Annotated in this window: 21 protein-coding genes; 11 read left to right on the top strand and 10 right to left on the bottom strand. The window is 74.9% G+C overall.

The genetic code is table 11. From position 1 onward, the window contains the following. On the top strand, positions 1-2,132 hold a 2,132-nt coding region (locus IE329_RS13315), incomplete at its 5' end, for a diflavin oxidoreductase (protein ID WP_190211036.1). Positions 2,133-2,148: 16 nt separating this feature from the next. Here IE329_RS13315 and IE329_RS13310 read toward each other — a convergent pair. Further along, on the bottom strand, positions 2,149-2,838 hold the full coding sequence (locus IE329_RS13310; protein WP_190211035.1) for a rhomboid-like protein: 690 nt from the start codon (positions 2,836-2,838) through the stop codon (positions 2,149-2,151). 211 nt (positions 2,839-3,049) lie between these two features. On the opposite strand from IE329_RS13310, the gene IE329_RS13305 reads away from it, so the two are divergent. After that, a complete protein-coding gene (locus IE329_RS13305; RefSeq protein WP_190211034.1) occupies positions 3,050-4,063 on the top strand; it encodes a TolB-like translocation protein in 1,014 nt (337 codons plus the stop codon). 112 nt (positions 4,064-4,175) lie between these two features. Here the strand turns inward: IE329_RS13305 and IE329_RS13300 are convergent, their stop codons facing one another. The 4 genes from IE329_RS13300 to IE329_RS13285 form a co-directional block, all read right to left on the bottom strand. Continuing rightward, positions 4,176-4,760 (bottom strand): hypothetical protein, encoded by a 585-nt coding sequence (locus IE329_RS13300; RefSeq protein WP_229927402.1) that lies wholly within the window; start codon positions 4,758-4,760, stop codon positions 4,176-4,178. Positions 4,761-4,855: 95 nt separating this feature from the next. Then, positions 4,856-5,527: a response regulator gene (locus IE329_RS13295; protein ID WP_073929058.1), complete on the bottom strand. Its 672-nt coding sequence runs from the start codon at positions 5,525-5,527 to the stop codon at positions 4,856-4,858. Further along, positions 5,524-6,732: a sensor histidine kinase gene (locus tag IE329_RS13290; protein ID WP_190211033.1), complete on the bottom strand. Its 1,209-nt coding sequence runs from the start codon at positions 6,730-6,732 to the stop codon at positions 5,524-5,526. The genes IE329_RS13295 and IE329_RS13290 overlap by 4 nt, the downstream gene beginning before the upstream one ends. A 274-nt stretch (positions 6,733-7,006) precedes the next feature. Then, positions 7,007-9,214: an MMPL family transporter gene (locus IE329_RS13285; protein ID WP_190211032.1), complete on the bottom strand. Its 2,208-nt coding sequence runs from the start codon at positions 9,212-9,214 to the stop codon at positions 7,007-7,009. Between the two features lie 426 nt (positions 9,215-9,640). On the opposite strand from IE329_RS13285, the gene IE329_RS13280 reads away from it, so the two are divergent. Beyond that, positions 9,641-10,219, top strand: coding sequence for an HhH-GPD-type base excision DNA repair protein (locus IE329_RS13280; RefSeq protein WP_190211031.1), 579 nt, complete (start codon positions 9,641-9,643; stop codon positions 10,217-10,219). 150 nt (positions 10,220-10,369) lie between these two features. Continuing rightward, positions 10,370-11,002: a hypothetical protein gene (locus IE329_RS13275; protein WP_190211030.1), complete on the top strand. Its 633-nt coding sequence runs from the start codon at positions 10,370-10,372 to the stop codon at positions 11,000-11,002. A gap of 42 nt (positions 11,003-11,044) precedes the next feature. Here IE329_RS13275 and IE329_RS13270 read toward each other — a convergent pair whose 3' ends face one another. Continuing rightward, positions 11,045-11,278: a KTSC domain-containing protein gene (locus IE329_RS13270; protein WP_190211029.1), complete on the bottom strand. Its 234-nt coding sequence runs from the start codon at positions 11,276-11,278 to the stop codon at positions 11,045-11,047. A gap of 116 nt (positions 11,279-11,394) precedes the next feature. After that, the gene (locus tag IE329_RS13265; RefSeq protein WP_190211028.1) at positions 11,395-12,969 is read right to left on the bottom strand and encodes an MFS transporter; all 1,575 of its coding nucleotides are present in this window, start codon (positions 12,967-12,969) and stop codon (positions 11,395-11,397) included. 93 nt (positions 12,970-13,062) lie between these two features. Between IE329_RS13265 and IE329_RS13260 the strand changes: the two genes are divergently transcribed. Then, positions 13,063-14,028, top strand: a complete 966-nt coding sequence (locus IE329_RS13260; RefSeq protein WP_190211027.1) for a helix-turn-helix transcriptional regulator — start codon at positions 13,063-13,065, stop codon at positions 14,026-14,028. A gap of 42 nt (positions 14,029-14,070) precedes the next feature. Here the strand turns inward: IE329_RS13260 and IE329_RS13255 are convergent, their stop codons facing one another. After that, positions 14,071-14,592 carry a YbhB/YbcL family Raf kinase inhibitor-like protein gene (locus IE329_RS13255; protein WP_190211056.1) on the bottom strand — a complete coding sequence of 174 codons (522 nt, stop codon included), beginning with the start codon at positions 14,590-14,592 and terminating at the stop codon, positions 14,071-14,073. An 87-nt stretch (positions 14,593-14,679) separates the two neighbouring features. On the opposite strand from IE329_RS13255, the gene IE329_RS13250 reads away from it, so the two are divergent. Then, entirely contained in the window at positions 14,680-15,375 is a 696-nt protein-coding gene (locus tag IE329_RS13250) for a rhomboid family intramembrane serine protease (protein WP_190211026.1), read from the top strand. Positions 15,376-15,452: 77 nt separating this feature from the next. Continuing rightward, the gene (locus IE329_RS13245) at positions 15,453-16,619 is read left to right on the top strand and encodes a hypothetical protein (protein ID WP_190211025.1); all 1,167 of its coding nucleotides are present in this window, start codon (positions 15,453-15,455) and stop codon (positions 16,617-16,619) included. A gap of 80 nt (positions 16,620-16,699) precedes the next feature. Here IE329_RS13245 and IE329_RS13240 read toward each other — a convergent pair whose 3' ends face one another. Continuing rightward, a complete protein-coding gene (locus tag IE329_RS13240) occupies positions 16,700-18,334 on the bottom strand; it encodes a helicase HerA-like domain-containing protein (protein ID WP_190211024.1) in 1,635 nt (544 codons plus the stop codon). 208 nt (positions 18,335-18,542) lie between these two features. Between IE329_RS13240 and IE329_RS13235 the strand changes: the two genes are divergently transcribed. Beyond that, positions 18,543-18,839 carry a type II toxin-antitoxin system VapB family antitoxin gene (locus IE329_RS13235; protein WP_030061387.1) on the top strand — a complete coding sequence of 99 codons (297 nt, stop codon included), beginning with the start codon at positions 18,543-18,545 and terminating at the stop codon, positions 18,837-18,839. A gap of 256 nt (positions 18,840-19,095) precedes the next feature. Next, complete coding sequence (locus IE329_RS13230; protein ID WP_308438365.1) at positions 19,096-19,776, top strand: LytR C-terminal domain-containing protein; 681 nt, start codon at positions 19,096-19,098, stop codon at positions 19,774-19,776. A 97-nt stretch (positions 19,777-19,873) separates the two neighbouring features. On the opposite strand, the gene upp is transcribed toward IE329_RS13230, so the two are convergent. Then, positions 19,874-20,509 carry a uracil phosphoribosyltransferase gene (gene upp / locus IE329_RS13225; protein ID WP_073929070.1) on the bottom strand — a complete coding sequence of 212 codons (636 nt, stop codon included), beginning with the start codon at positions 20,507-20,509 and terminating at the stop codon, positions 19,874-19,876. 274 nt (positions 20,510-20,783) lie between these two features. Here upp and IE329_RS13220 point away from each other — a divergent pair, with 274 nt between their 5' ends. After that, positions 20,784-21,020 (top strand): hypothetical protein, encoded by a 237-nt coding sequence (locus IE329_RS13220; protein ID WP_229913337.1) that lies wholly within the window; start codon positions 20,784-20,786, stop codon positions 21,018-21,020. Positions 21,021-21,228: 208 nt separating this feature from the next. Beyond that, a complete protein-coding gene (locus IE329_RS13215; protein WP_190211022.1) occupies positions 21,229-21,786 on the top strand; it encodes a tRNA adenosine deaminase-associated protein in 558 nt (185 codons plus the stop codon). Positions 21,787-21,869 lie beyond the last annotated feature (83 nt).

Below are 21,869 nucleotides of genomic sequence, written 5' to 3'. Positions count from 1 at the left end.
CCAACGACGCCGTCGACCCGCTCTCCTTCCAACCCGAGTTCAAGGCCTGCGCGGTCTCGTTGGCCAAGGTCGCCGCGCCGGCCCGGCCCGCGGCGGGCCGGCGGCCGGCCGGGGCGGCGCCCGCCCCCGCTCCGGAGGCAACAGCGGCCGGCCCCGCCCAGGCGCAGCCGGGTGCCGGCCCCGCCGCCCTGCTGGCCCGCGCCCTCGGGGTCGCCGACCTCGTACCGCCCGCCTTCGACCCGGACGAACGCCGCTACCTGGCCGGGTACCTGGCCGGCCTCGGCAGCGCCGGGCAGCCCGCCGGCGGCGCCGTACCCGTGCTGCCGGTCGAGGCCCCGCTCGACCAGGACCGGGCCCGCTGGGTGAACGGGCTGCTGGCCGGGCTCTTCTCGCGGGCCCCGCTCGCCCCGCAGACCGCCGCCGGCGACGGCCCCGGCGGCAACGGCGGCCGAGGCGAGCCGGCGGCCGAGGTGATCGTCCTCTGGGCCTCGCAGACCGGGAACGCGGAGAAGGCCGCCGCCGGCGCCGCCCGCCGGCTGGCCGAGGCGGGCTGGGCCCCCACCGTGCTCAGCATGGCCGGCCGCACCCCCGGATCGCTGCCGCCCGGGGTGCCCGTCCTGATCGTCACCAGCACCTTCGGCGACGGCGAGGCCCCCGACAACGGCACCGGCTTCTGGGACGCCCTCAGCGCCGACGGGCACCCGGGCATCGGCGGCCTGGCGTACTCGGTGCTCGCCCTGGGGGACTCCAGCTACGACGACTTCTGCGGCCACGGCCGCCGGATCGACCAGCGCCTCGGCGAGCTCGGCGGCACCCGGCTGGCCGCCCGGGCCGACTGCGAACCGGACGACGAGCAGGCCGCCGCGCGGTGGCTGGAGGAGGTCCTCGCCGCGCTGACCGCCCGGCGCGCCAGGGCCCGGGCCGCCGCCCGGCTGTCCGCCGCACGAACGCCCGCCGCACAGCGGCCCGGCGCGGCGGCCGGCTCCGGGTACTCCAGGACCTCGCCGTTCGCCACCCTGCTGGTCGGCAACCGGCTGCTCAGCCTGCCGGGCGCCGGCAAGGAGGTCCGGCAGTTCGCCTTCGACACCCGGGGCGGGGAGCACGGCGGCCTCGGCTACCAGGCCGGCGACGCGCTCGGCGTCTGGCCCGTCAACTGCCCCGGGCTGGTGGCGGAGTGGCTGGCCGTCACCGGACTGGACCCGGACGACCTCGTCGCACCGGCCGGGGGCGGCGCGGGCGGGCCGGACGCCGTGCCGCTGCGCGAGGCCCTGCGGACCCGCCTGGAGATCGCCCGGATCACGCCCGACCTGCTGCGCTTCGTCGCCGAGCGCACCGGCGACCGCGACCTCAAGCGGCTGCTGCGCCCGGACAACAAGGGTGAGCTGGCGAGGTGGAGCTGGGGGCGGCAGGCCGTCGACGTGGTCGGGGCCCACCCCGTCCGGGCCACCGCGCAGGAGTGGGGCGGCGTCCTCAAGCGCCTCCAGCCGCGCCTGTACTCGATATCGTCCAGCCCGCTGGCCCACCCGGGCCAGGTGCGGCTGACCGTCTCCGTCGTCCGGTACCCGGGCGAGACGGGCCGCGGCCGCAAGGGCGTCTGCTCCACGTACCTGGCCGACGCGGCCGACGACGGCCCGGTGCCGGTGTTCGTCCAGCCGTCGCCGCACTTCAGGCCGCCCGCCGACCCCACCGCGCCGATGGTGATGGTCGGGCCGGGGACGGGCGTGGCGCCGTTCCTCGGGTTCCTGGAGGAGCGTCAGGCCCGCGGGCACACCGGCCCGAACTGGCTGTTCTTCGGCGAGCAGCGGGAGGCCACCGACTTCTACTACCGCGAGGAGCTGGACGGGTTCCGCCGCGCCGGCCACCTGGACCGGCTGGACCTGGCCTTCTCCCGTGATCAGCGCTCCAAGATCTACGTCCAGGACCGGATGCGCGAGCAGGGCCCGCGGCTGTGGGACTGGCTGCAGAACGGCGCCCACTTCTACGTCTGCGGCGACGCCGGCCGGATGGCCAAGGACGTCGACCTGGCCCTGCGCGAGATCGCGGTCAACCACGGCGGCCTGACCGAGGAGGAGGCCGCCGGGTACGTGAAGCAGCTCGCCACCGAGAAGCGCTACGTCCGGGACGTCTACTGACGGCGCGGCGCCCCGCTCAGCGCGCCGCGGCCGGCCGCCGGCGCAGCCTGCGCCAGGCCGTCCGGCCGGCCCGGACCGGGTCCCACAGGCCCGGGCGGGCGCGGGTCAGCGGGTAGCAGGCGAGGCCCAGCAGCACGGCGGAGAAGTGGCCCACGCTGGTGAAGTCCCGGCCCTCGACCAGGGCCAGGCCGTAGAAGAACAGCACCCCGCCGACGTAGAGGTAACGCCAGGGCGCGGTGATCCGGTACGTCAGCACGGCCTCGACGCCGGCCAGGGCGTAGCTGACGCCGTAGTCCAGCGTGTAGACGGCGCTCTGCGGCGCGTGGCCGTGCTCGATCGCCCAGTAGAGGACGCCTTCGCTGAGGTAGGTGGCGCCGACGTGGGCGATCAGCAGCACCGCCAGCCAGCGCCGGGTGCCCAGCCAGCGTTCGGCCGGCACGTGGAAGACGTTGTAGAGGACGAAGTAGAAGTACCAACCGCCGCCGGCGATCCACATCGCGCTGGTCACCAGCACCCGGACGGGCGACTCGGCGAGCTGGTGGAGGTTGGTCGAGCGCCGCTCCAGGATGTGCTCGGCCGTCTCGGGCGACACGTGCCGGATCACCACGGTGGTCGCGAACAGGATCGCCAGCCAGATGTGGGTGCCGGGGGCCCGGCGGATGTACGCCCAGTAGGCGCGGGCCGCGCGGGCGAGGTGCGTCGGCACGGGAGGCCCCCTCCGGCAGGGCCGGCCTGGCACGGCCGGCGTCAGGCCCAGCCTGCTGGACGGGCGGCCCGGGGACGCTCCGCACTGCTCCGACCGGGTGAGGCGGGCGGTCGCGGAAGCTGTAGCAGAACTGTGACGTGCGCCACATCGGATCCGGAAGCCGGGCTGTCACCCTGCTGGGGACCGTCACCGTACCCGGGGGGAAGCACCGATGTCCGTACGCACCCGCCTGAGCACCGTCGCCGCCGTGGCCCTCACCACCGCCGTCACCGCCGGCGCCGCCGCGCTGCTGGCCGGCTGCGGGCCCGAGGACCAGGCCGGGCCGGCGGCCGCCCCGCCCGTCAGCACCGCGCCGGCCGGGGCCGGGACGGCGCCAGGACCGGGCGGCACCGCGTCCCCCACCGCCCCGGCCGTGAACGGCACCGAGGGCAACCACCTGACCATCAGCAACGGCACCGACCACGTCCTGATGAACGGCACCTCGGTCGACTTCGGCACGGTGGTCCGGGACCTCGCGTGGTCGCCGGACGGCGCCAAGGCGGCCTTCGTCGACGGCGCCGGCAACCTGATGGTCGCCAACCCGGACGGCAGCGGCCGGGTCCTGGTGGCCCGGGCGCCCAGCGGGGAGACCTGGTCCCACCCCACCTGGCAGGTCAGTTCGGTGCTGCCGGACGTCGAGCTGCCGCTGAAGAACAACATCTTCTTCGCCGCCGCCAAGGGCGGGGTCTCCCGGCTCAAGGGCATCGCCGCCACCAGCGTCGACGGCACGCCGCAGGTGCTCCGGCTGGGCACCGAGGAGGGCCCGGACAACAAGCAGCTCCCGCAGACCGGCAACACCTGGCCGAGCGCGGCGGGCGCACAGGGCACCGCGGTCTACGCGAACAGCGACACCGGCGAGGTCTACATCCGGGACGACTTCCTGCGCCAGCAGGGCAGCTCGCTCCTCCCCGGGTCCCAGCCCGCGCTGGCGCCGGGCGGCGAGGACCTGGTCTTCGTCCGGGCGGTGGGCGGTCACGACCACGTCTTCGAGGGCGGGGTGGCCGAACGGCCGGCCAAGGACCTCACCCCGAACGCCACCACCGACTTCACCGAGCCGGCGTGGTCCCCCGACGGCAGGACCCTGGCGGTCCGGGCGCCCGACGGCATCTACACCCTCCCGGTGGACGGGTCCGCCGCGCCGGTGAAGATCTCCACGTACACCGGCCTGCCGGCCTACCGGCCCTGACGGCCCGGCGGCGGAGCCCGCGGCGGCCGGGCCCCGGCAGGCGGAGCCGGTGCCGGCGGGGGTGCCCGGCGGGCACCGCCCGGCGACGGCTGCCCGGCGACGGCTGCCCGGGCTACCGCCCGGTGCGGGCGATCTCGGCTCGCAGCTCGGCCAGCTGCTCGTCGGCCAGGCCGTACGGCAGGAACTCGGCCAGCCCGAGGAAGCGGAACAGCACCTGGGCGCCGGTGACCGCGTACTCGTAGTCGCCGAAGCCCGCCACCGCGCCGACGGCGCCCCTGGCCGCGCCCCGGACGACGTGCCCGGTCAGCTCGTCCGGGGTGTCGGCGGTCAGCCCGCGCCGCGCGCCGGGGCGGGCCAGGTACGGGCAGACCATCGAGGCGTACAGCATGCAGACCCGGTGGCCGGGGGCCTCCGGGGTCGGCACGAGGTTGCGGTACGGGCGGCCGGCGGCCAGGGCGGCCTCGATCGCGGTGCACTCCGCCGGGCCGACCACCCGCCAGACCGGTCCGGGCGCCATCTCCCGGCCGCAGACCGAGCAGCGCCGCTGCCGCGCGCAGTCGGCGCTGCGGCCGTGGTCGGTGCGCGCGAACTGCGGCTCGCCGCCGGTCCAGGGGGTGATGGCGGGCACCGGGTAGCCGCGGGTGTCGCGGGGCCTGCCCGCGACGGCCGGCGGCATCGGAACGCGGTCGAAACGCACGCCTCCTGCCTACAAGTCACCGCGGCACGGCACCAGGGCCGGGCCGGTCGCCGGCCCCGGCCCCGACCCACGTCCCGTCCCGGACCGGTCCGGACCTAGGCGCTGCCCGGCCGCACCAGCCCGCTCTCGTAGGCGATCACCACCACCTGGGCCCGGTCGCGGGCGCCGAGCTTGGCCATCGCCCGGTTCACATGGGTCTTCGCGGTGAGCGGGGTGACGAACAGCCGCTCGGCGATGTCGTCGTTCGAGAGGCCGGCCGCGACCAGGGTGACCACCTCCTGCTCGCGGGCGGTGAGCACGTCGAGCCGGGGCAGCGCGGCCCGGTCGGCGGGCGCCGGCTGGGCCAGGAACCGGCCGATCAGGGCCTTGGTCGCGGCCGGGGAGAGCAGCGCGTCACCCGCCGCGACCACCCGGATCGCGTCCAGCAGCTCCTCCGGGTTGATGCCCTTGCCGAGGAATCCGCTGGCCCCGGCGCGGATCGCCTCGGCGACGTACTCCTCGCTCTCGAAGGTGGTCAGCACCAGCACCTTGACGCCGGCCAGGTCCTCGTCGGCGGTGATCAGCCGGGTGGCTTCGAGGCCGTCCAGCTCGGGCATCCGGATGTCCATCAGGACGAGGTCGACCCGGGCGGTGCGGGCCAGCCGGACGGCCTCCCGCCCGGTGCCGGCCTCGGCCACCACCTCCAGGTCGGGGGCGGAGTCGATGAGCATCCGGAAGGTGCCCCGGAGCAGTGCCTGGTCGTCGGCGAGCAGCACACGGATCGTCATGGACAGCAGCCCTTTCGGCCGGCGCCGGCGGGCAGCGGCAGTTCGGCGTGGACGCGGAAGCCCCCGCCGGGGCGCGGGCCGGCCGCGAGGGTGCCGCCGGCGGCCCGGGCGCGTTCGTGCATCCCGATCATGCCGTGCCCGGTCCCCGCCCCCGGGCCGGTGCCGGGCGGCCGGCCGGCCGGCGGAGTGCGGCCGTCGTCCTCGACGGTCAGCCGCAGGGTGTCGGTGCCGAACTCCAGCCGGACCCTCGCCCCGACCGGCCCGGCGTGCTTGTGGGTGTTGGTCAGCGCCTCCTGGATGATCCGGTAGGCCGTCAGGTCGGTGATCGGCGGCAGGTCGGCCACCGGGCCGACGCGCTCCAGCCGGACCGGCAGCCCCGAGTGCCGGAAGGCCTCCAGCAGGTCGTCCAGGCCGGCCAGGCCCGGCGCGGGCTCCCGGGGGGCCGCCTGCTCACCGCTGTTGCGGAGCAGGCCGACGGTGGCGCGCAGCTCGTCCAGCGCGGCGCGGCTGGTGTCGCGGATCCGCTCCAGCGCCTGGTAGGCGTGCTCGGGGTCGGTGCGCATCAGGTGGTGCGCGACGCCGGCCTGGGCGTTGACCAGCGTGATGTGGTGGGCCACCACGTCGTGCAGCTCGCGGGCGATCCGCATCCGCTCCTCGGTGACCCGGCGGCGGGCCTCCTCCTCGCGGGTGCGTTCGGCCCGTTCGGCCCGCTCCATCGCGGAGGCGAGCAGTTCCCGGCGGCTGCGGACGGCGTCCCCGACGGCCACCGACAGGGACGTCCAGGCGATCAGGCCGAGGTTCTGCGGCAGCTCCTCCACGCCGGGGCGGCTGACCAGCCCGGCGACGGTGAGCGCGACGGCGGCGCAGAGCCCGGTGCGCCAGGCGGTGCGCCGGTCGGTCCGGATCGCGACGGCGTAGAGGGCGAACCCGACGGCGCCCGGCGGCGGCCCGTCGACCGGCACCAGGACGAACTCGACCACCCCGATCAGCACGGTCGCCGCGGCCACCTGGACCGGCCAGCGGCTGCGCACCAGCAGCGGCACGCAGGAGATCGCGAGCAGCACCAGGTAGACCGGGATCGAGGCGTTCCGGTGATAGGCGGTCGCCGCCGCGAACGGCGCGACCAGCACGAAGCAGACCAGCGCCACGGCCAGGTCGGTCATCAGCGGCCGCGCGCGCAGCCACTGCCTGATCGGGTCGGCCATCTGCACTCCTTCACCGTACGCAGTCGGGGCGGTCGGCGGGCCGGGCGGCGGCCCGGCGGGGCGGGTAACGGGCGGGTCGGACGTGGTCCGGGTCGGACGTGGTCCAGGTCCGGCACGGTCCGGGTCCGTGTCCGGCACGGTCCAGGTCCGGCACGGTCCGGGTCCGTGTCCGGCACGGTCCAGGTCCGGCACGGTCCAGGTCGGGCACGGGCGGCACGGGGCGGGGCCCGGACCGGTCCTGCCGCCCGGTCCGGGCCCCGCACCGCCCGGGCGGTCAGTGGGTGGCGTCCACCGGCTCGGGGGCCGGCTCCGGGACGACCCGCAGCGGCGGAGCCTGGTCCGGCTCGCCCTCGACCGAGACGTGCGGCAGCAGCCGGTCCAGCCGGCGGGGCAGCCACCAGTTGGCCGCGCCGAACCGGTGCATCAGCGCCGGGACCAGCACCATCCGCAGCACCAGCACGTCGAGCAGGACGGCGAGCGCCAGGCCGATCCCGAACTCGGCGATCATCCGCTGGCCGCCGAAGATGAAGGCGGCGAAGACGCAGGCCATGATGACGGCCGCGGCGGTGATGACCTGCCCGGTCTCGCCGTGGCCGACCCGGACGGCCCGGCGGTTGTCCCGGGTGTGGGTCCACTCCTCGTGCATCCGGCTGATCAGGAAGACCTGGTAGTCCATCGAGAGGCCGAACAGGATCGCGATGATCATGACCGGCGCGAAGGCCTCGATCGGTCCGGCCGCACCGGCCCCCAGCGCCTCCGACCCCCAGCCCCACTGGAAGACCGCGACGATCGCGCCGAACGCCGCGCCCATCGTGAGCAGGTTCATCGCCACACCGATGAGCGGCACCAGCAGGCTGCGGAAGGCCACCATCATCAGCAGGCAGCCGAGGCCCACGATGATCGCGATGAACACCGGCAGCTTGGAGATCAGGACGTCCGCGAAGTCCGCCGCGGTCGCGGTGGCACCGCCCACGTACACCTGCAGCCCGGTGCCGGCCTCGGCCTGCGGGACGACCCGCTCCCGCAGGTCGGTGATCAGGTCCGAGGTCTGCTCGGACTGCGGGGAGGTGCTCGGCACCACCCGTACGGTGCCGATGCTCTGGCCGTCCTTCAGCGGCGCGGAGGCCACCTGGGCCACCCCGGGCACCGTCTTCAGCTCGGTGACGAGCTTCGCCAGCGCCGCCTTCTCCGGCGCGCCGGGCGCCTCGGCGACCAGCAGCAGCGGGCCGTTGGAGCCGGCGCCGAAGCCGTCGGCCATCAGGTCGTACGCCTGCCGGGTGGTGCTGGTCCTCGGGTTGTTGCCCGCGTCCGAGCTGCCGAGGCGCAGGGAGAACACCGGCACCGCGACGGCGGCCATCACCAGCAGCGCGACCAGCGCCTTGCCGGTCGGCCTGGACTGCACCCGCAGCGCCCAGCGGGCCCAGACGCCGGCGGACTGCAGCTCCGCCGGGCCCTGCTCGGCCAGCTGCCGGCGCTGGGCGCGGCTGAGCACCTTCAGCTTCAGCATGCCGAGCATGGCGGGCAGCAGGGTGATCGCGGCCAGTACCGTCAGCCCGACGGTCAGCGCGGCGGAGATGGCCATCCCGTTCAGGAAGCCGATGCCGAGGATCAGCATGCCCAGCAGGGCGATCACCACGGTCAGGCCGGCGAAGAGCACCGCCCGGCCGGAGGTGTTCAGCGCCCGGACCACCGACTCCTGCACGGTCAGCCCGGCCATCAGGCCCTTGCGGTGCCGGTTGACGATGAACAGGGCGTAGTCGATGCCGACGCCCAGGCCCACCAGGGCGCCGAGGGTGGGGGCCACCGAGGCGACGCTCATCCCGTGGCTGAGCAGGCCGGTGCCGATCACACCGGTGCCGACCCCGGCCACCGCGGTGAGCACCGGCAGCGCGGCCGCCCACAGCGAGCGGAAGACCAGTGTCATCACGATCAGCGCGGCGACGATGCCGATCAGCTCGCTGGCACCGCCCATCTCGCTCTCGCTGTTCTGCACGGCCTGCCCGCCGAGCTGGACGTCCAGGCCGTCGGTACGGGCCTGCTGGGCCAGCCCGACCACGTGCTCGACGTCGGTTTTGGGGATCTCCCGGGCGTTCCCGGTGAAGTTCACCTGGGCGTACGCGGTGGTGCCGTCCTTGCTGACCTGCGCCGCGCCCTGCGGGTCGTAGGGGCTGACCACCGAGGCCACCGACGGGGCGGTGGAGATCTCCTCCAGCACCTTGCTCATCCGGTCCTTGGTCGCGGCGTCGTTCACCGAGCCGCCGGTGCTGTGCCAGACCACGGTGTCGGTGTCGCCGGCCGCGGCCGGCATGCCGGCCTTCAGCAGGTCCAGGGCCTTGCTGGACTCGGTGGCGGGCATCGACATGCTGTCGCTGTACTTGGTGCCGAAGGCTCCCGAGGCCGCGCCGAGGCCGACCAGCAGGCCCAGCCACAGCAGGACGGTCACGAGCCGGTGCCGGTGGCACCAGCGGGCAAGCGCGGACATCGGGTCTCCAGAAGGTGTCGGGCCCGGGGTCGGGCCGGCCGGCGCGCCGCCGCGCACGTCGCCATGGGTGCCCGGCGCGGGCCCCGCCGCTGACGGCGGTCCTGCGGCCGGGCGCGGCCGGCGCCCGGTGGGCGCCCGGCCGTCGCACGGGTCGGGGCCGGGGTGCGGACGGCACTGTCCGGCCCGGCCCGGCGGGGCCGCGGGCCTCTCCCCCGGTCCGTTCCACCCTCCCTTCCGGCGGCCGCGCTGTCGTCACCCGTCCGCAGACACCGGGCGTACCGCGCCCGCGGTATCCGGCCCGGCGGGATACCGCGGGCGCGGGCAGCGGCGCCGCGCGCTGGCGTGTTGCCCCGGCGCTCCCGGCCCGGTCCGGGAGACTGGCACCGCCGGACGGACGAAGGCCGGCCGGAAGCGAGGACCGGACCCATGGACATCACACTTCGGCTCGCCCAGCAGCCGGAGGCCGACGCGTTGCTCGGCCGCAGCCCGCTGGCCGCCCTGGCGGGCATGCTGCTCGACCAGCAGGTCCCGATGGAGTGGGCCTTCTCGGGGCCGTACACGATCGCCCGCCGCCTGGACCGGGACGACCTGGACGCGCACGAGATCGCCGCCTACGACCCGGAGGCCTTCGCCGCGCTGCTCTCGCAGAAGCCGGCCGTGCACCGCTACCCGGGCTCGATGGCCAAGCGCCTGCAGCAGCTCTGCCAGTACCTGGTCGAGCACTACGACGGGGACGCCGCCGCCGTCTGGGAGGGCGTGGCGAGCGGCAAGGAACTGCTGACCCGGCTGAACGAGCTGCCCGGCTTCGGGAAGCAGAAGGCCCAGATCTTCCTGGCCCTGCTGGGCAAGCAGTTCGGGGTGGCCCCGGAGGGCTGGCGGGAGGCCGCGGGCCCGTACGGGGAGCAGGGCTGCCACCGCTCGGTGGCGGACATCACCGGCCCCGAGTCGCTGGAGCAGGTCCGCGCGTACAAGCAGGAGGCGAAGCGCGCGGCGAAGAAGGCCTGAGGTGTCCATGCGATCTTTTCAGAAGCCTCACACGAACGTCTGTTCGTGGGCGGCGCGGGCTGCTTAGGCTCCGCGTGCGTGCCCAACGGCGTGTGCGGCCTCCGGTGCCGGCGGCGCGTCCTCGCGCCTCCGCCCGTACGGAAAGATCACATGGACTACTGCGCATCCTGCCGACGCCATCTCAACGGCGCCCTCTCCTGCCCCGGGTGCGGTGCGGCCGCCGCGACGGCCACCGCCCCACCGCCCGGGCCCGCCCGGCCGGCGGCGGCCGGGACCCCGGCCGAGCTGCTGCCCGCCGTGCCCCCGGCACCCCGGGCCCGCGCCGACCGGCGCGGCCGTGGCCGGCCCCGACGGCGGCGCGGCGCGCTGGTGCTGGGCGCCGCCGTCCTGGTGCTGGCGGGCCTCGGCGCGGTGGCCCTGGCCGGTACGGACCAGGAGCCGGTGGCCGCACCGGCCGCCACCCCCGCCGCGCCGTCCCCGGCGCCCACCGCCGGCGGGCCCGCCACCACCGCCGCGCCGGCGCCCGCCCCGGCGGCCACCAGCGCGAAGCCCGCCACGGGTACGCCGAGCGGCCGGCCGAGCGCCACCGCCTCCCCCTCGGCCACCGCCACGGCGCCCTCGCCCGGGCCGGCCGCACCCGGGCCCGCGACCGCGCCGGGGACGGCCCCCGCCACGCCCGCACCCGGGCCGACCACGCCCGCCCCCGCGCCGACCACGCCCCGGCCGCAGCCCTCCCCGACGGCCTCGCCGAGCTGCACCCGGATCCTCTTCTGGTGCTCCTGAGACCGGACGCCCCCGGGGCCGTCGCCCGCGGCCGAGGCTCCGTCAGCGGATCCTGCGGTACGGGTAGCGGCCCCTGACCGTCCGGCCGAAGCAGCGGCCGTGGCTCGGGGCGTCCACCAGCTCCTCGTGCACCCGCCGGGGGACGTCCGCGTAGGTGTACACCGCGCCGCTGACGAACTCGATCTCCAGCACCCGGCTCGCCGCGTCGTAGCCCACCGAGCGCAGCGCCGAGGAGTCCACCGGCCGGCGGCCGCCGGCCGTCCGCGTCCGTGCCATGGGGCCACCAGCCTTCGCCGTCCCGGGTCCTGGCCCCCCGTCCAGTGTGCGCCCGTCAGGCCTACGACGCGAAGGGGTCCCGGCCGGCGGCCGGGACCCCTCGGGAACGCTCCGGCTCAGAGGACGGCGACCGGCTCCCCCTTCGCGGGCACCCCGGCGGCGGGCTCCGTCGCCGGACCGTCGGCGGCCTCCCCGGCGATGCCGTCCGCCGCGTCCCCGGCGGCGTGCCCGGCGGAGTGCTTCGGCAGGGCGAACATCAGCGCGAAGACCGCCAGCAGCACACCGACGACCCACCACATCGCGTGGACGAACCCGGCGGTGAACGCCGCCCCGACCGCCTGCGGCGCCGTGTTCCCGTCGATCACGCCGAAGAAGGCCACCGAGACCAGGCCGAGCCCGAGCGCCATGCCGAGCTGGCCGGTGGTGTTGATCAGCCCGGAGGCCGAACCGGCGTGCTCGCGCGGCACCTCGGAGAGGATCGCCTCGGTGATCGGGGCGACGATCAGGCCCATCCCGGCGCCCATCACCACCAGCGGCAGCGCCATCTGCCAGGACGCGACGGCGCCCGCGTACCGGTCGGCCTCCCAGATGTAGAGCAGCACGCCCGCCGCCATCACCAGGGCGCCGGCCTGCAGCACCTTGCGCCCGAACCGCGGCACGAGCTTCTGCACCGACATCCCGGCGGCCACCGAGACCGCGATCGAGAACGGGATGCCGGTCGTCCCCGCCTTCAGCGCGCTCCAGCCGAGCCCGACCTGCATGTAGAGCGTCCAGACCAGGAAGAAGATGCCGGTGACGATCCCGAAGGTCAGCTGCACGCCGATGCCGGCGGCGAAGCTCTTCACCCGGAACAGCGTCAGCTCGACCAGGGGCGAGCCGTCCCGGCGGGTCTTGACCTGCTCGTACCGGACGAACAGCGCGAAGACCGGCAGGCTGCCCGCCATCGAGAGGTGCCCCCAGAGCGGCCAGCCCGCCTCGCGGCCGTGGGTGAGGGGGTAGATCAGCATCAGCAGGCCGACGCTGGCCAGCGCCATCCCGGCCAGGTCCAGGCGCAGCGCCTTCTCGGCGCGGGACTCGGAGATGTACCGGCGGCCGAGCAGCAGGCCCGCGACGCCGACCGGCAGGTTGATCAGGAAGATCGGCCGCCACTGCAGGCCGAAGAGGTCCCACTGGGTCAGCAGCGCGCCGATCAGCGGCCCGGAGACCGCGCCGAGGCCGACGATGGCGCCGAACATCCCGAACACCTTGCCGCGCTCGTGCGCGGGGAAGGTCGCGTGGATGATCGACAGCACCTGGGGCACCATCAGCGCGGCGGTCGCGCCCTGCAGCACGCGGGTGGCGACCAGCATCTCCGGGCCGGTGGCCAGGCCGCAGAGCGCGGAGGCGACGGTGAACCCGCCGATGCCCAGCAGGAAGAGCCGCTTGCGGCCGTAGATGTCGCCGAGCCGTCCGCCGGTGATCAGGCCGATCGCGAAGGCCAGCGCGTACCCGCCGGTGACCCACTGGACGGCGCTGAACGAGGCGCCGGTGTCCTGCTGGATGCTCGGGATGGCGATGTTGACGATGGTGACGTCGACCAGGTCCATGAAGGAGGCCATCATCACCACGGCGAGGGCGATCCAGCGACGGCGGTCGGCCGCGCCGTCGGGTTCGGTTCCGGTGGCGGTCCTGGGTACTGCTGCGGCGGTCATCGCACGCCTTTCCTTGGCTGTCCGGGGCACGTCGCCGACTCTAGAAGCGATGTAGGCCGGATCCTGTCCTCGTTCTGCGGCATGCTGACGGCCATGACGGACACCCCGGCACGACTGCTGAATCTGCTCTCCCTGCTGCAGACCCCGCGCGAGTGGCCCGGAAGCGAACTGGCCGAGCGCCTGGAGGTCAGCCCGCGCACCATCCGGCGCGACATCGAACGGCTGCGCGACCTCGGCTACCCCGTCCAGGCGACGATGGGCGCGGTCGGCGGCTACCGGCTGGTCGCGGGCACCGCGATGCCGCCGCTGCTGCTGGACGACGAGGAGGCGGTGGCCATCGCCGTCGGCCTGCGGGCGGCGGCCGGGCACGCCGTGGGCGGCATCGAGGAGGCGTCGGTACGGGCGCTCGCCAAGCTGGTCCAGGTGCTGCCGTCCCGGCTGCGGCACCGGGTGAGCACCCTGAACGAGGCCACCGTCCCGCTGCTCAGGGGGGACGGGCCGACCGTCGACCCGGAGGACCTCACCCTGCTGGCCGCCGCCATCTCCAACCGCGAGCGGCTGCGCTTCGGCTACCGGGCCGTCGACGGCGCCGAGAGCAAGCGGCTGGTGGAGCCGCACCGGCTGGTCCCGGCCGGGCGCCGCTGGTACCTGGTGGCCTACGACAACGGCCGGGACGACTGGCGGATCTTCCGGGTGGACCGGATCACGGAGCCGTTCGCGACCGGGGTGCGGACCCCGCCCCGCGAGCTGCCCGCCGAGGACGCCGCCGCGTACGTGGCCGCCAAGTTCTCCCGGCTCACCCCGTCCTTCCGGGCGGTGGCGACCGTCCACGCGCCGGCCGAGGAGGTCCTGCGGCGCTTCCCCCGTGCCGACGAGGTGCTGCCGCTGGACGAACGGAGCTGCCGGCTGCAGAGCCGGGAGGACTCACTGGAGTGGCTGGCGATGCGGCTGCTCATGCTGGGCTGCGAGTTCGAGGTGCACGAGCCGCCGGAGCTGGCCGGCCACCTGCGCGCGCTCGGCGCCAGGGCCACCCGCGCGACGGCGGGCGGCCCCGGCTGAGCACCGCTCAGCTGCTCGGCTGTTCGGCTGCTCGGCGGCGCCTCAGGCGCTGTACTCGGCGGTGATCACCGCGCGGGCCAGCGTGTGGAAGGTGAGGTGGAAGCCGATCTGGGCGGCCGGGGTGTCGCGGGTGACGTCCAGCGCCGGGACGTCCAGCGCGTGCACGGCGAAGAGGTACCGGTGGGCCGGGCCGGGCGGCGGGGCGGCGCCGTCGTACCGGTGGCCGGGGAAGTCGTTGCGGGCGTGGAAGGACGCACTGCCGGGCAGGTCCGCGTCCGAGGAGCCCGCGCCGCGCGGCAGTCCGGTGGTGCCGGCGGGCAGGTCGAGTGCCAGCCAGTGCCACCAGCCGCTGCCGGTGGGAGCGTCCGGGTCGTAGCAGGTGACGGCGAAGCCGCGGGTCCCCTCCGGCGCGCCGGACCAGGCCAGCTGCGGCGAGAGGTTGCCGCCGGCGTGGGCGAACTCCTTCGGCAGCACACCGCCGTCGGTGATGTCACTGCTGGTCAGTTCGAAGGACGGCACCTGCGGCAGGAAGTCGTAGGGAATCGGCGGACGGGCGCTCACGATGGGTCACCTTTCGACGGGGGCGGCCGGGCGTCCCCACTTTAGGGTTCCCCCTCCCGCCGGGGCAGCAGCTCGCCCTAGAGTCTGCCCATGGCCTCGGACGACCGCAGCAGCACTCCCGCCCTGGACCCGGCCCGCATGATCGCGGACGCGCGCCGGGCCTTCTTCGTGATGATCGGCGCCCTGGCCGCCGTCTGGCTGATCCAGGTCGCCAACTGGGCCGGCGACTACCGGCTGACGCAGGACTTCGGCATCCGCCCGCAGCAGCTGGGCCGGCTCGGGGACGTGTTCGCGGCGCCGTTCCTGCACATGAGCTGGAGCCACCTGGAGGGCAACTCGGGGCCGTTGTTCATCTTCGGGTTCCTGGCCGCGTACCGGGGCGTGCGCAAGTTCCTCGGCCTGACCGTGCTGATCACGGTGACCAGCGGGGCGGCCGTCTGGCTGTTCCAGGGCGCGGACACCATCTCGGCCGGGGCCAGCGGGGTGATCTTCGGCTACTTCGGCTACGTCGTGCTGCGCGGGGTCTTCGACCGGAACCTGGTCGACACGCTGATCGGCGTGGTGATGGGGGCGTCCTTCGCCTACATCCTCACCACCGCCCTGCCGGGCACCCCGGGCGTGAGCTGGCTGGGCCACCTGGGCGGCCTGGCCGGCGGCCTGGCGGGCGCCTGGATCTTCCGCGACCGGAGCGGGAGGAAGGCGCCCGCCGCCACCGCTTCGGTGCCCGGGCCGGCCCGCAGCGCGCACGCCGACCTGCTGAAAGAGCTGGACGACCTCGGCATCTGAGCCCTCCAGGTATAGACCAATCCGGAGCGCCGGGCTAGCGTGAGCAGCACCTGTACCCCCTGCTCCGGAGCCGCGCCGTGGAGTCGTCCGTCCTCGCCTTCGCCACCGACCTGATCGACGAGGGCGCCGACACGTTCTTCGGCAACCTGACCGACCGCGCCGGCGTCGGCGGCGTCACCCTCGCCTCGGTCTACCACGAGGCCCGCGACGTCTTCCCGCACAACCCCGGGCGGGTGGTCAGGTACCTGGAGCCGGGCGCCGCGTACTTCCGCCCGGACCCGGCCCGCTGGGCCGGCCGCCGGCTCGCCCCGGCGCCGTCCACCGCGATCGGCGACCGCGACCCCTTCGCCGAGGCCGCCGACGAGGCCCGCCGGCGCGGCCTCAAGCTGCACGCCTGGACGGTCTTCTGCCACAACGACCGGCTCGGCTTCCAGCACCCGGACTGCGCCCCCGCCAACGCCTTCGGCGACCGCCACCTCACCGAGCTGTGCCCGGCCAACCCGGAGGTCCGCGAGTACGCCGTCACCCTGGTGGCCGAACTCGCCCGGTACGGCGTCGACGCGATCCGGGCCGAGTCGCTGCACTTCCACGGCCTGCGGCACGGCTACCACCACGAGCGCTACTTCGAGGAGCTCGGCCCGCTCGCCGAGGCCCTGCTCGGCATCTGCTTCTGCGACCACTGCCGGGCGAACGCCGTCCGCGCGGGCGTCCCCGCCGAGGAGGTCCGCACCGCCGTCCGGGCCGAACTGCGCCGCCGCCTCACCGACGAGGCCGCCGCCGCCGAGCCGACGCCGCTGGACCAGCTGGCCGGCGGCGCGGTCGCCGGGTACGTGGACGCCTCGGCGACGACCGTCACCTCGCTGGCCGCCGACGTGGCCGAGGCGGCGCAGCAGCACGGCATGCGGCTGACCTTCATGGACGGCGGCGGCCCCGGCACGGGGTGGCTGTCCGGCATCGAGCTGCCGGCCCTCGCGAAGGCCGCGCACCAGATCGAGACGCTCGGCTACGCAAAGACCCCGGAGGCCGTCCGCGAGAAGGTCGCCGCGTTCGCGCTGCACGGCGTCCGGCCGGAGTCGATGGCGGTGATCCTGCGCCCGATGGCCTCGGACTGCGACGGCCCGGCCAACCTCGCAGCCAAGATCGAGGTGCTGCGCTCGCTCGGCGTGCCGGAGGTCGAGTTCTACAACTACGGCCTGATGCGGCTCTCCTCGATGGACCGGATCGGCGCCGCACTGGCCGGCTGACGGACCGGCTCGCCGACCTGCCGGCCCTGACCTGCCCAGCCCTGACCTGCCCCCTGACCTGGCCGGGCCGGGCCGGCCCGCTACCGCCGGCGCCGGGACGTCCCGAACAGGCTGCGGCTGATCTCCCGGCCGAGCTGCGTCCCCGCCGAGCGGGCGAAGGACTTCAGCGCGGGGTTGGCCAGCAGCGAGCCGAGCAGACCGCCCTCGTCCTTCCCGGCCCGCTCCGCCTTCCCGGCCCGCTCCGGCTCCGGCGTCGGCGCGGGCCCGGCCGGCGCCGGTGCGTCCGCCGGCGCGGGCCGGGCCGCACGGGCCGCGAGCTTCTCGTACGCCGACTCCCGGTCGATCGCGTCCCGGTACCGCGCGCCCAGCGGGGACGCGTCCACCGCGGCCCGCAGGGCCGGCTCCCCGAGCGGGCCCATCAGCGAGCGCGGCGCGCGCAGCCGGGTCGCCGCGACCGGCGTCGGCGCGCCCGTCTCGGAGAGCACCGTCACCACGGCCTCCCCGGTGCCGAGCGAGGTCAGCACCTCGGCGAGGTCGTAGGAGGACCGGGGGAAGGTCGAGACCGTCGCCTTCAGCGCCTTGGCGTCGTCCGGGGTGAAGGCCCGCAGCGCGTGCTGCACCCGGTTGCCCAGCTGGGCCAGCACCTCGCCCGGCACGTCCTTCGGCGACTGGGTGACGAAGAAGATCCCGATCCCCTTCGACCTGATCAGCCGGACGGTCTGGGTGATCGCCTCCAGGAAGGCCTTGGAGGCGCCCTTGAAGAGCAGGTGCGCCTCGTCGAAGAAGAAGACCAGCTTGGGCCGCTCCAGGTCGCCGACCTCCGGCAGCTCCTGGTAGAGGTCGGCCAGCAGCCACATCAGGAAGGTGGAGAAGAGCCTCGGCCGGTCCTGCACGGCCGGCAGCTCCAGCACGGAGACCGTCCCCTCCCCGTCCGGGCCGACGCGCAGCAGGTCGGCGGTGTCGAACTCGGGCTCGCCGAAGAACGCCCCCGCGCCCTCGTTGTCGAGCACGGTGAGGGAGCGCAGGACGACACCGGCCGTGGCCGCCGAGAGGCCGCCGATGCCCTTCAGCTCCTCCTTGCCCTCGGGCGAGGTGAGGAAGGTGATGACGGCGGTGAGGTCCTTGAGGTCGTACAGCTCCAGGCCCTGCTTGTCGGCGTAGTGGAAGACCAGGCCGAGCGAGGCCTCCTGGGTCTCGTTCAGGTCGAGCACCTTGGCGAGCAGCAGCGGGCCGAAGCTGGTGACGGTGGCTCGGACGGGGATGCCGGTGCCCTGCCCGCCGAGCGCGTAGAACTCGGCCGGACAGCCGCGCGGGGTCCAGTCCTGGCCCACGTCGGCGGCCCGGCCGGTGATCCGGGCGCCGGGGGTGCCGGGCGCCGCGATGCCGGAAACGTCGCCCTTGATGTCGGCGAGGAACACCGGGACGCCCTGGGCCGAGAGCTGCTCGGCGATCAGCTGCAGGGTCTTGGTCTTGCCGGTGCCGGTCGCCCCGGCGACCAGCCCGTGCCGGTTGAGCACCGGGAGCGGGATCCGGACCGGCGCGGCCGGGTAGGCCGTGCCGTCGAGCAGGGCGGCGCCGAGGTCCAGGGCCGGACCGGTGAAGGCGTAGCCCGCGGCGATCTCCCGGACGGCGTCCGGCAGCCCGGCGTCCCGGCCGGCCGCCGGCCCGCCGGATCCGTCCTCGCCCGCCGGGCCCGGCTTCTGGTCGGTGGTCATCCGGGCACGCTCCTGGGCAGGCTGGGCAACGATCGCGACATTTCCCATGAAACATCCGCAATCGCCCGCCGGGCCTGAACGACAGGCCACTTCACCAGGGAACATTTCGCCCGCGGTTCCGGGCATCGACGCAGGTCGGCCATGTTCACGCAGTCTTGCCGGGCCGCGTCTGCTGCGCCGGCCGCCACCCAAACGGTAGGCTTTCCGTGTGATCTTCAAGCGCATCGGCAATGGGCGGCCGTACCCGGATCACGGCCGGACCAGCACCCGCCAGTGGGCGGACGTCGCCCCACGCCCGGTGCGACTGGACCAGCTGGTGACCACCAAGGGGCAGTTGGACCTCGAAACCCTCCTGGCGGAGGACTCCACCTTCTACGGGGACCTCTTCGCCCACGTCGTGAAGTGGCACGGCGACCTCTACCTGGAGGACGGGCTGCACCGGGCCGTCCGGGCGGCCCTGCAGCAGCGTCAGGTGCTGCACGCCCGCGTCCTCGAAATGGAGTGACGGGCCCGCTCCGTCGCTCCACCGCGTCCGGCAGGCGGCCCTGCCTGCTCCGCGGCGCCCTGGACCAGGGCGCCCCCGGCCGGGCCCGTACATCCTTTCGGGTGCCGCCGTACTCCAGATGATGATCATTTAGTACCTTCGGAGCGGTCCCGCACTAGTCTGCTGACAACGGCCGAAATCTCCCTGGCGCCCCGCCCGACCGGCCGTACCCGTCACCGAACCCCGCCCTGGCACGAGGGGGAGACAAACCGTGAGCATGTTGACTCCCCAAGGCTTGAAGGGGAAGCAGTACCGGGTCACCGGCACCGCGTATCCGCGGCTCGGCCGACCCCCCAGGAAGGGCCGCAAGATCTTCGCGTTCATCGGCTCGCTGCTCGCGCTGGCGCTGATCGGCCTCGGCGGTGTGCAGCTGGTGGACATCTTCACCGGCAAGGGCAAGCACGCCACCGCCCAGGCCTGTGCGACCCCCTCGTCCGCCGTCAGCGGCAAGGCACTGGCGGCACCGGCCGCCGACGCCCCGCCGGGGGCGACGCCCGCCCCGGCCGCGCCCGTCGACCCGGCCGCCATCCCGCAGCCCCAGACCGTGACCGTCAACGTCTACAACGCCACCGCCAAGGCCGGCCTGGCCGGCCGCACCGCCGAGGAGCTGAAGAAGCGCGGCTTCGTCATCGGCACCGTCGGCAACGCGCCCACCGCCCTCGACAAGAAGGTGCCCGGCACCGCCCAGGTGATCGGCGGCCCCGCCGCCGTCGGCGCCATGACCCTGCTGACCTCGCAGATCGCCGGCGCCACCAGTACCCCCGACGCCCGCACGGACGGCAGCGTCGACTTCGTGATCGGCGACAGCTACAACGCCCTGCTCGACGAGACCCAGGCCGCCGCGGCACTCGCGCTGGCCACCAAGCCCTCGCCGAGCCCCACCCCGGGCAGCTGCTGAGCGGCCGCGGATCCCCGAGCACGGCGAAGGCCCCCGGTACCGGTACCGGGGGCCTTCGCCGTGCTCGGGAGTCAGGGGCCGGCGGCGCCGGTCCGGTTCAGCCCGCGGTGCCGTAGAGGCGGTCCCCGGCGTCGCCGAGGCCCGGGACGATGTAGCCGTTCTCGTTGAGGCGCTCGTCGACGGCGGCGGTGACGACGGTGACCGGCAGGCCGGCCAGCTCCTTCTCCATCACCGCGACGCCCTCGGGGGCCGCCAGCAGCACGACCGCGGTGACGTCGGTGGCGCCGCGGTCGATCAGCATCCGGATGGCCGCCACCAGCGTGCCGCCGGTCGCCAGCATCGGGTCCAGCACGTACACCTGGCGGCCGGAGAGGTCGTCCGGCATCCGGGTCGCGTAGGTGGAGGCCTCCAGGGTCTCCTCGTTGCGCACCATGCCCAGGAAGCCGACCTCGGCGGTCGGCAGCAGCCGGGTCATCCCGTCGAGCATGCCGAGGCCGGCCCGCAGGATCGGGACGACCAGCGGGCGGGGGTAGCTCAGCCGGGTGCCGGTGGTGACCGCGACCGGTGTGGTGATCTCCACCGCCTCGGTGCGGACGTCCCGGGTGGCCTCGTACGCGAGCAGGGTGACCAGCTCGTCGGTGAGGCGACGGAAGGTCGGTGAGTCGGTGCGCTCGTCGCGCAGGGTGGAGAGCTTGTGGGCGACCAGGGGGTGGTCGACGACGTGGATCCGCATGTCTCGACCATAACCGCGGCCGGACACCCGTACGACCCGCCGACCGGGGCCTTCCGGCCGCTTCCGGGGCGGTGCCCGCGGGACGCCCTCCCCGACGGCCCCCGGACGACCGCTCCGGCCGCCCCACCGGCCCGTTCGCCGGATGCCCGGGGGGCCGGCCGGCGGCGGGCACCGGCCGTCACGCGATCCGCGGCACGCCGTGACACACCGCGCATGCCCGAGTCGGTCCCGCTCCTGTGGTATCAAACCGGCGGATCTGGGAAGGTCAGACGCTATGACGAGCAACCCGAACGCCGGGGGCGGCTCGACGGGCGGGCCGTTGGGCCCGTCGGGCGGGCCCGCGAGGGCGGCCCCGGACCACCCGGAGACCGAGACGGAACGCCGTAAGCGGCGGGCCGTGTTCCTGCGCGAGCTGGCCGAGGCCCGCGAACTGCGGGCCCGGGTGCAGCCCCGGCGCACCAAGGAACGCCGGATGCGCGAGGCCATGCGGATGCGGACCTTCCGGATCTGACGGCGTGTCGCCCCACTTCTCGGCCCCCGGCCAATACTTCCGACACGACCTGCGAAGACGCGCTGCCGAACACCCCCCGCAATCGCGGGCTTTCTGTCACGATTCCGATGGGACGGTCCGAACAGCGGACCGCCTCTGGCGCGGGGGCGGCCAGACCGCGTTCGCCCGAGATCGCCTACAGCCGAGACCAATCTTGGGAGTGTCCCTGGTGGCGTACTTCGCTGCAGTGCTTGCTCGCACCGAGGACGGGTGGGATGTGAGCGAGACGGAACTCGACGCCGTCGAGAGTCTCGCCGACCTGGCCGACCTGGCCCGCGAGGCCGCACAGGAGGACGACAGCGTGCTCGTCTTCATCGAACAGGAGGACGCGTGGTTCGCCATCGTCCGGGTGGACGGTGAGGAGGACCCACGGATCTTCGTCTCGGACGGCGCCGCAGCCGCCCGGAGTTCCTACGGGTCGGTCCTCACCGACGAACTGGTGGAACAGGCCGGCGAGAGCGAGTTCGACGACCTCGACAACCTCGTCGCCGAACTGGACGACGAGGACTCCGCCTCCGAGGAGGAAGAGGACGAGGACGACGGCCCGGCCGTGGGCCCCGGCGGGGTGCCGGTCGGCCCGCTCGGCGACTCCGAGATCCTGGCCGAGTTCGGGCTCGCCGCCAAGGACCTCGTCGACCTCAGCGGCGAGGGCGCGGTGCCGGGCGACGCCCTGGCCGAGATCGCCGACGCCCTGGGCTGCGGCGAGATCCTGGAGGCGGTGCGGTAACCGCCGTGCGGATGCCCGGCGCGGGCGGCCCGCCGGCCGGGTCCGGCGGCTCCCGCAGGACGGCCCCGGCGGACGGCCCCGGC

Origin of the sequence: Kitasatospora indigofera (assembly GCF_014655955.1) — a bacterium.
Taxonomy (GTDB): domain Bacteria; phylum Actinomycetota; class Actinomycetes; order Streptomycetales; family Streptomycetaceae; genus Kitasatospora; species Kitasatospora indigofera.
Note: the sequence above shows the minus strand (reverse complement) of the source record. Positions and strands in the feature narration are given on the sequence as shown.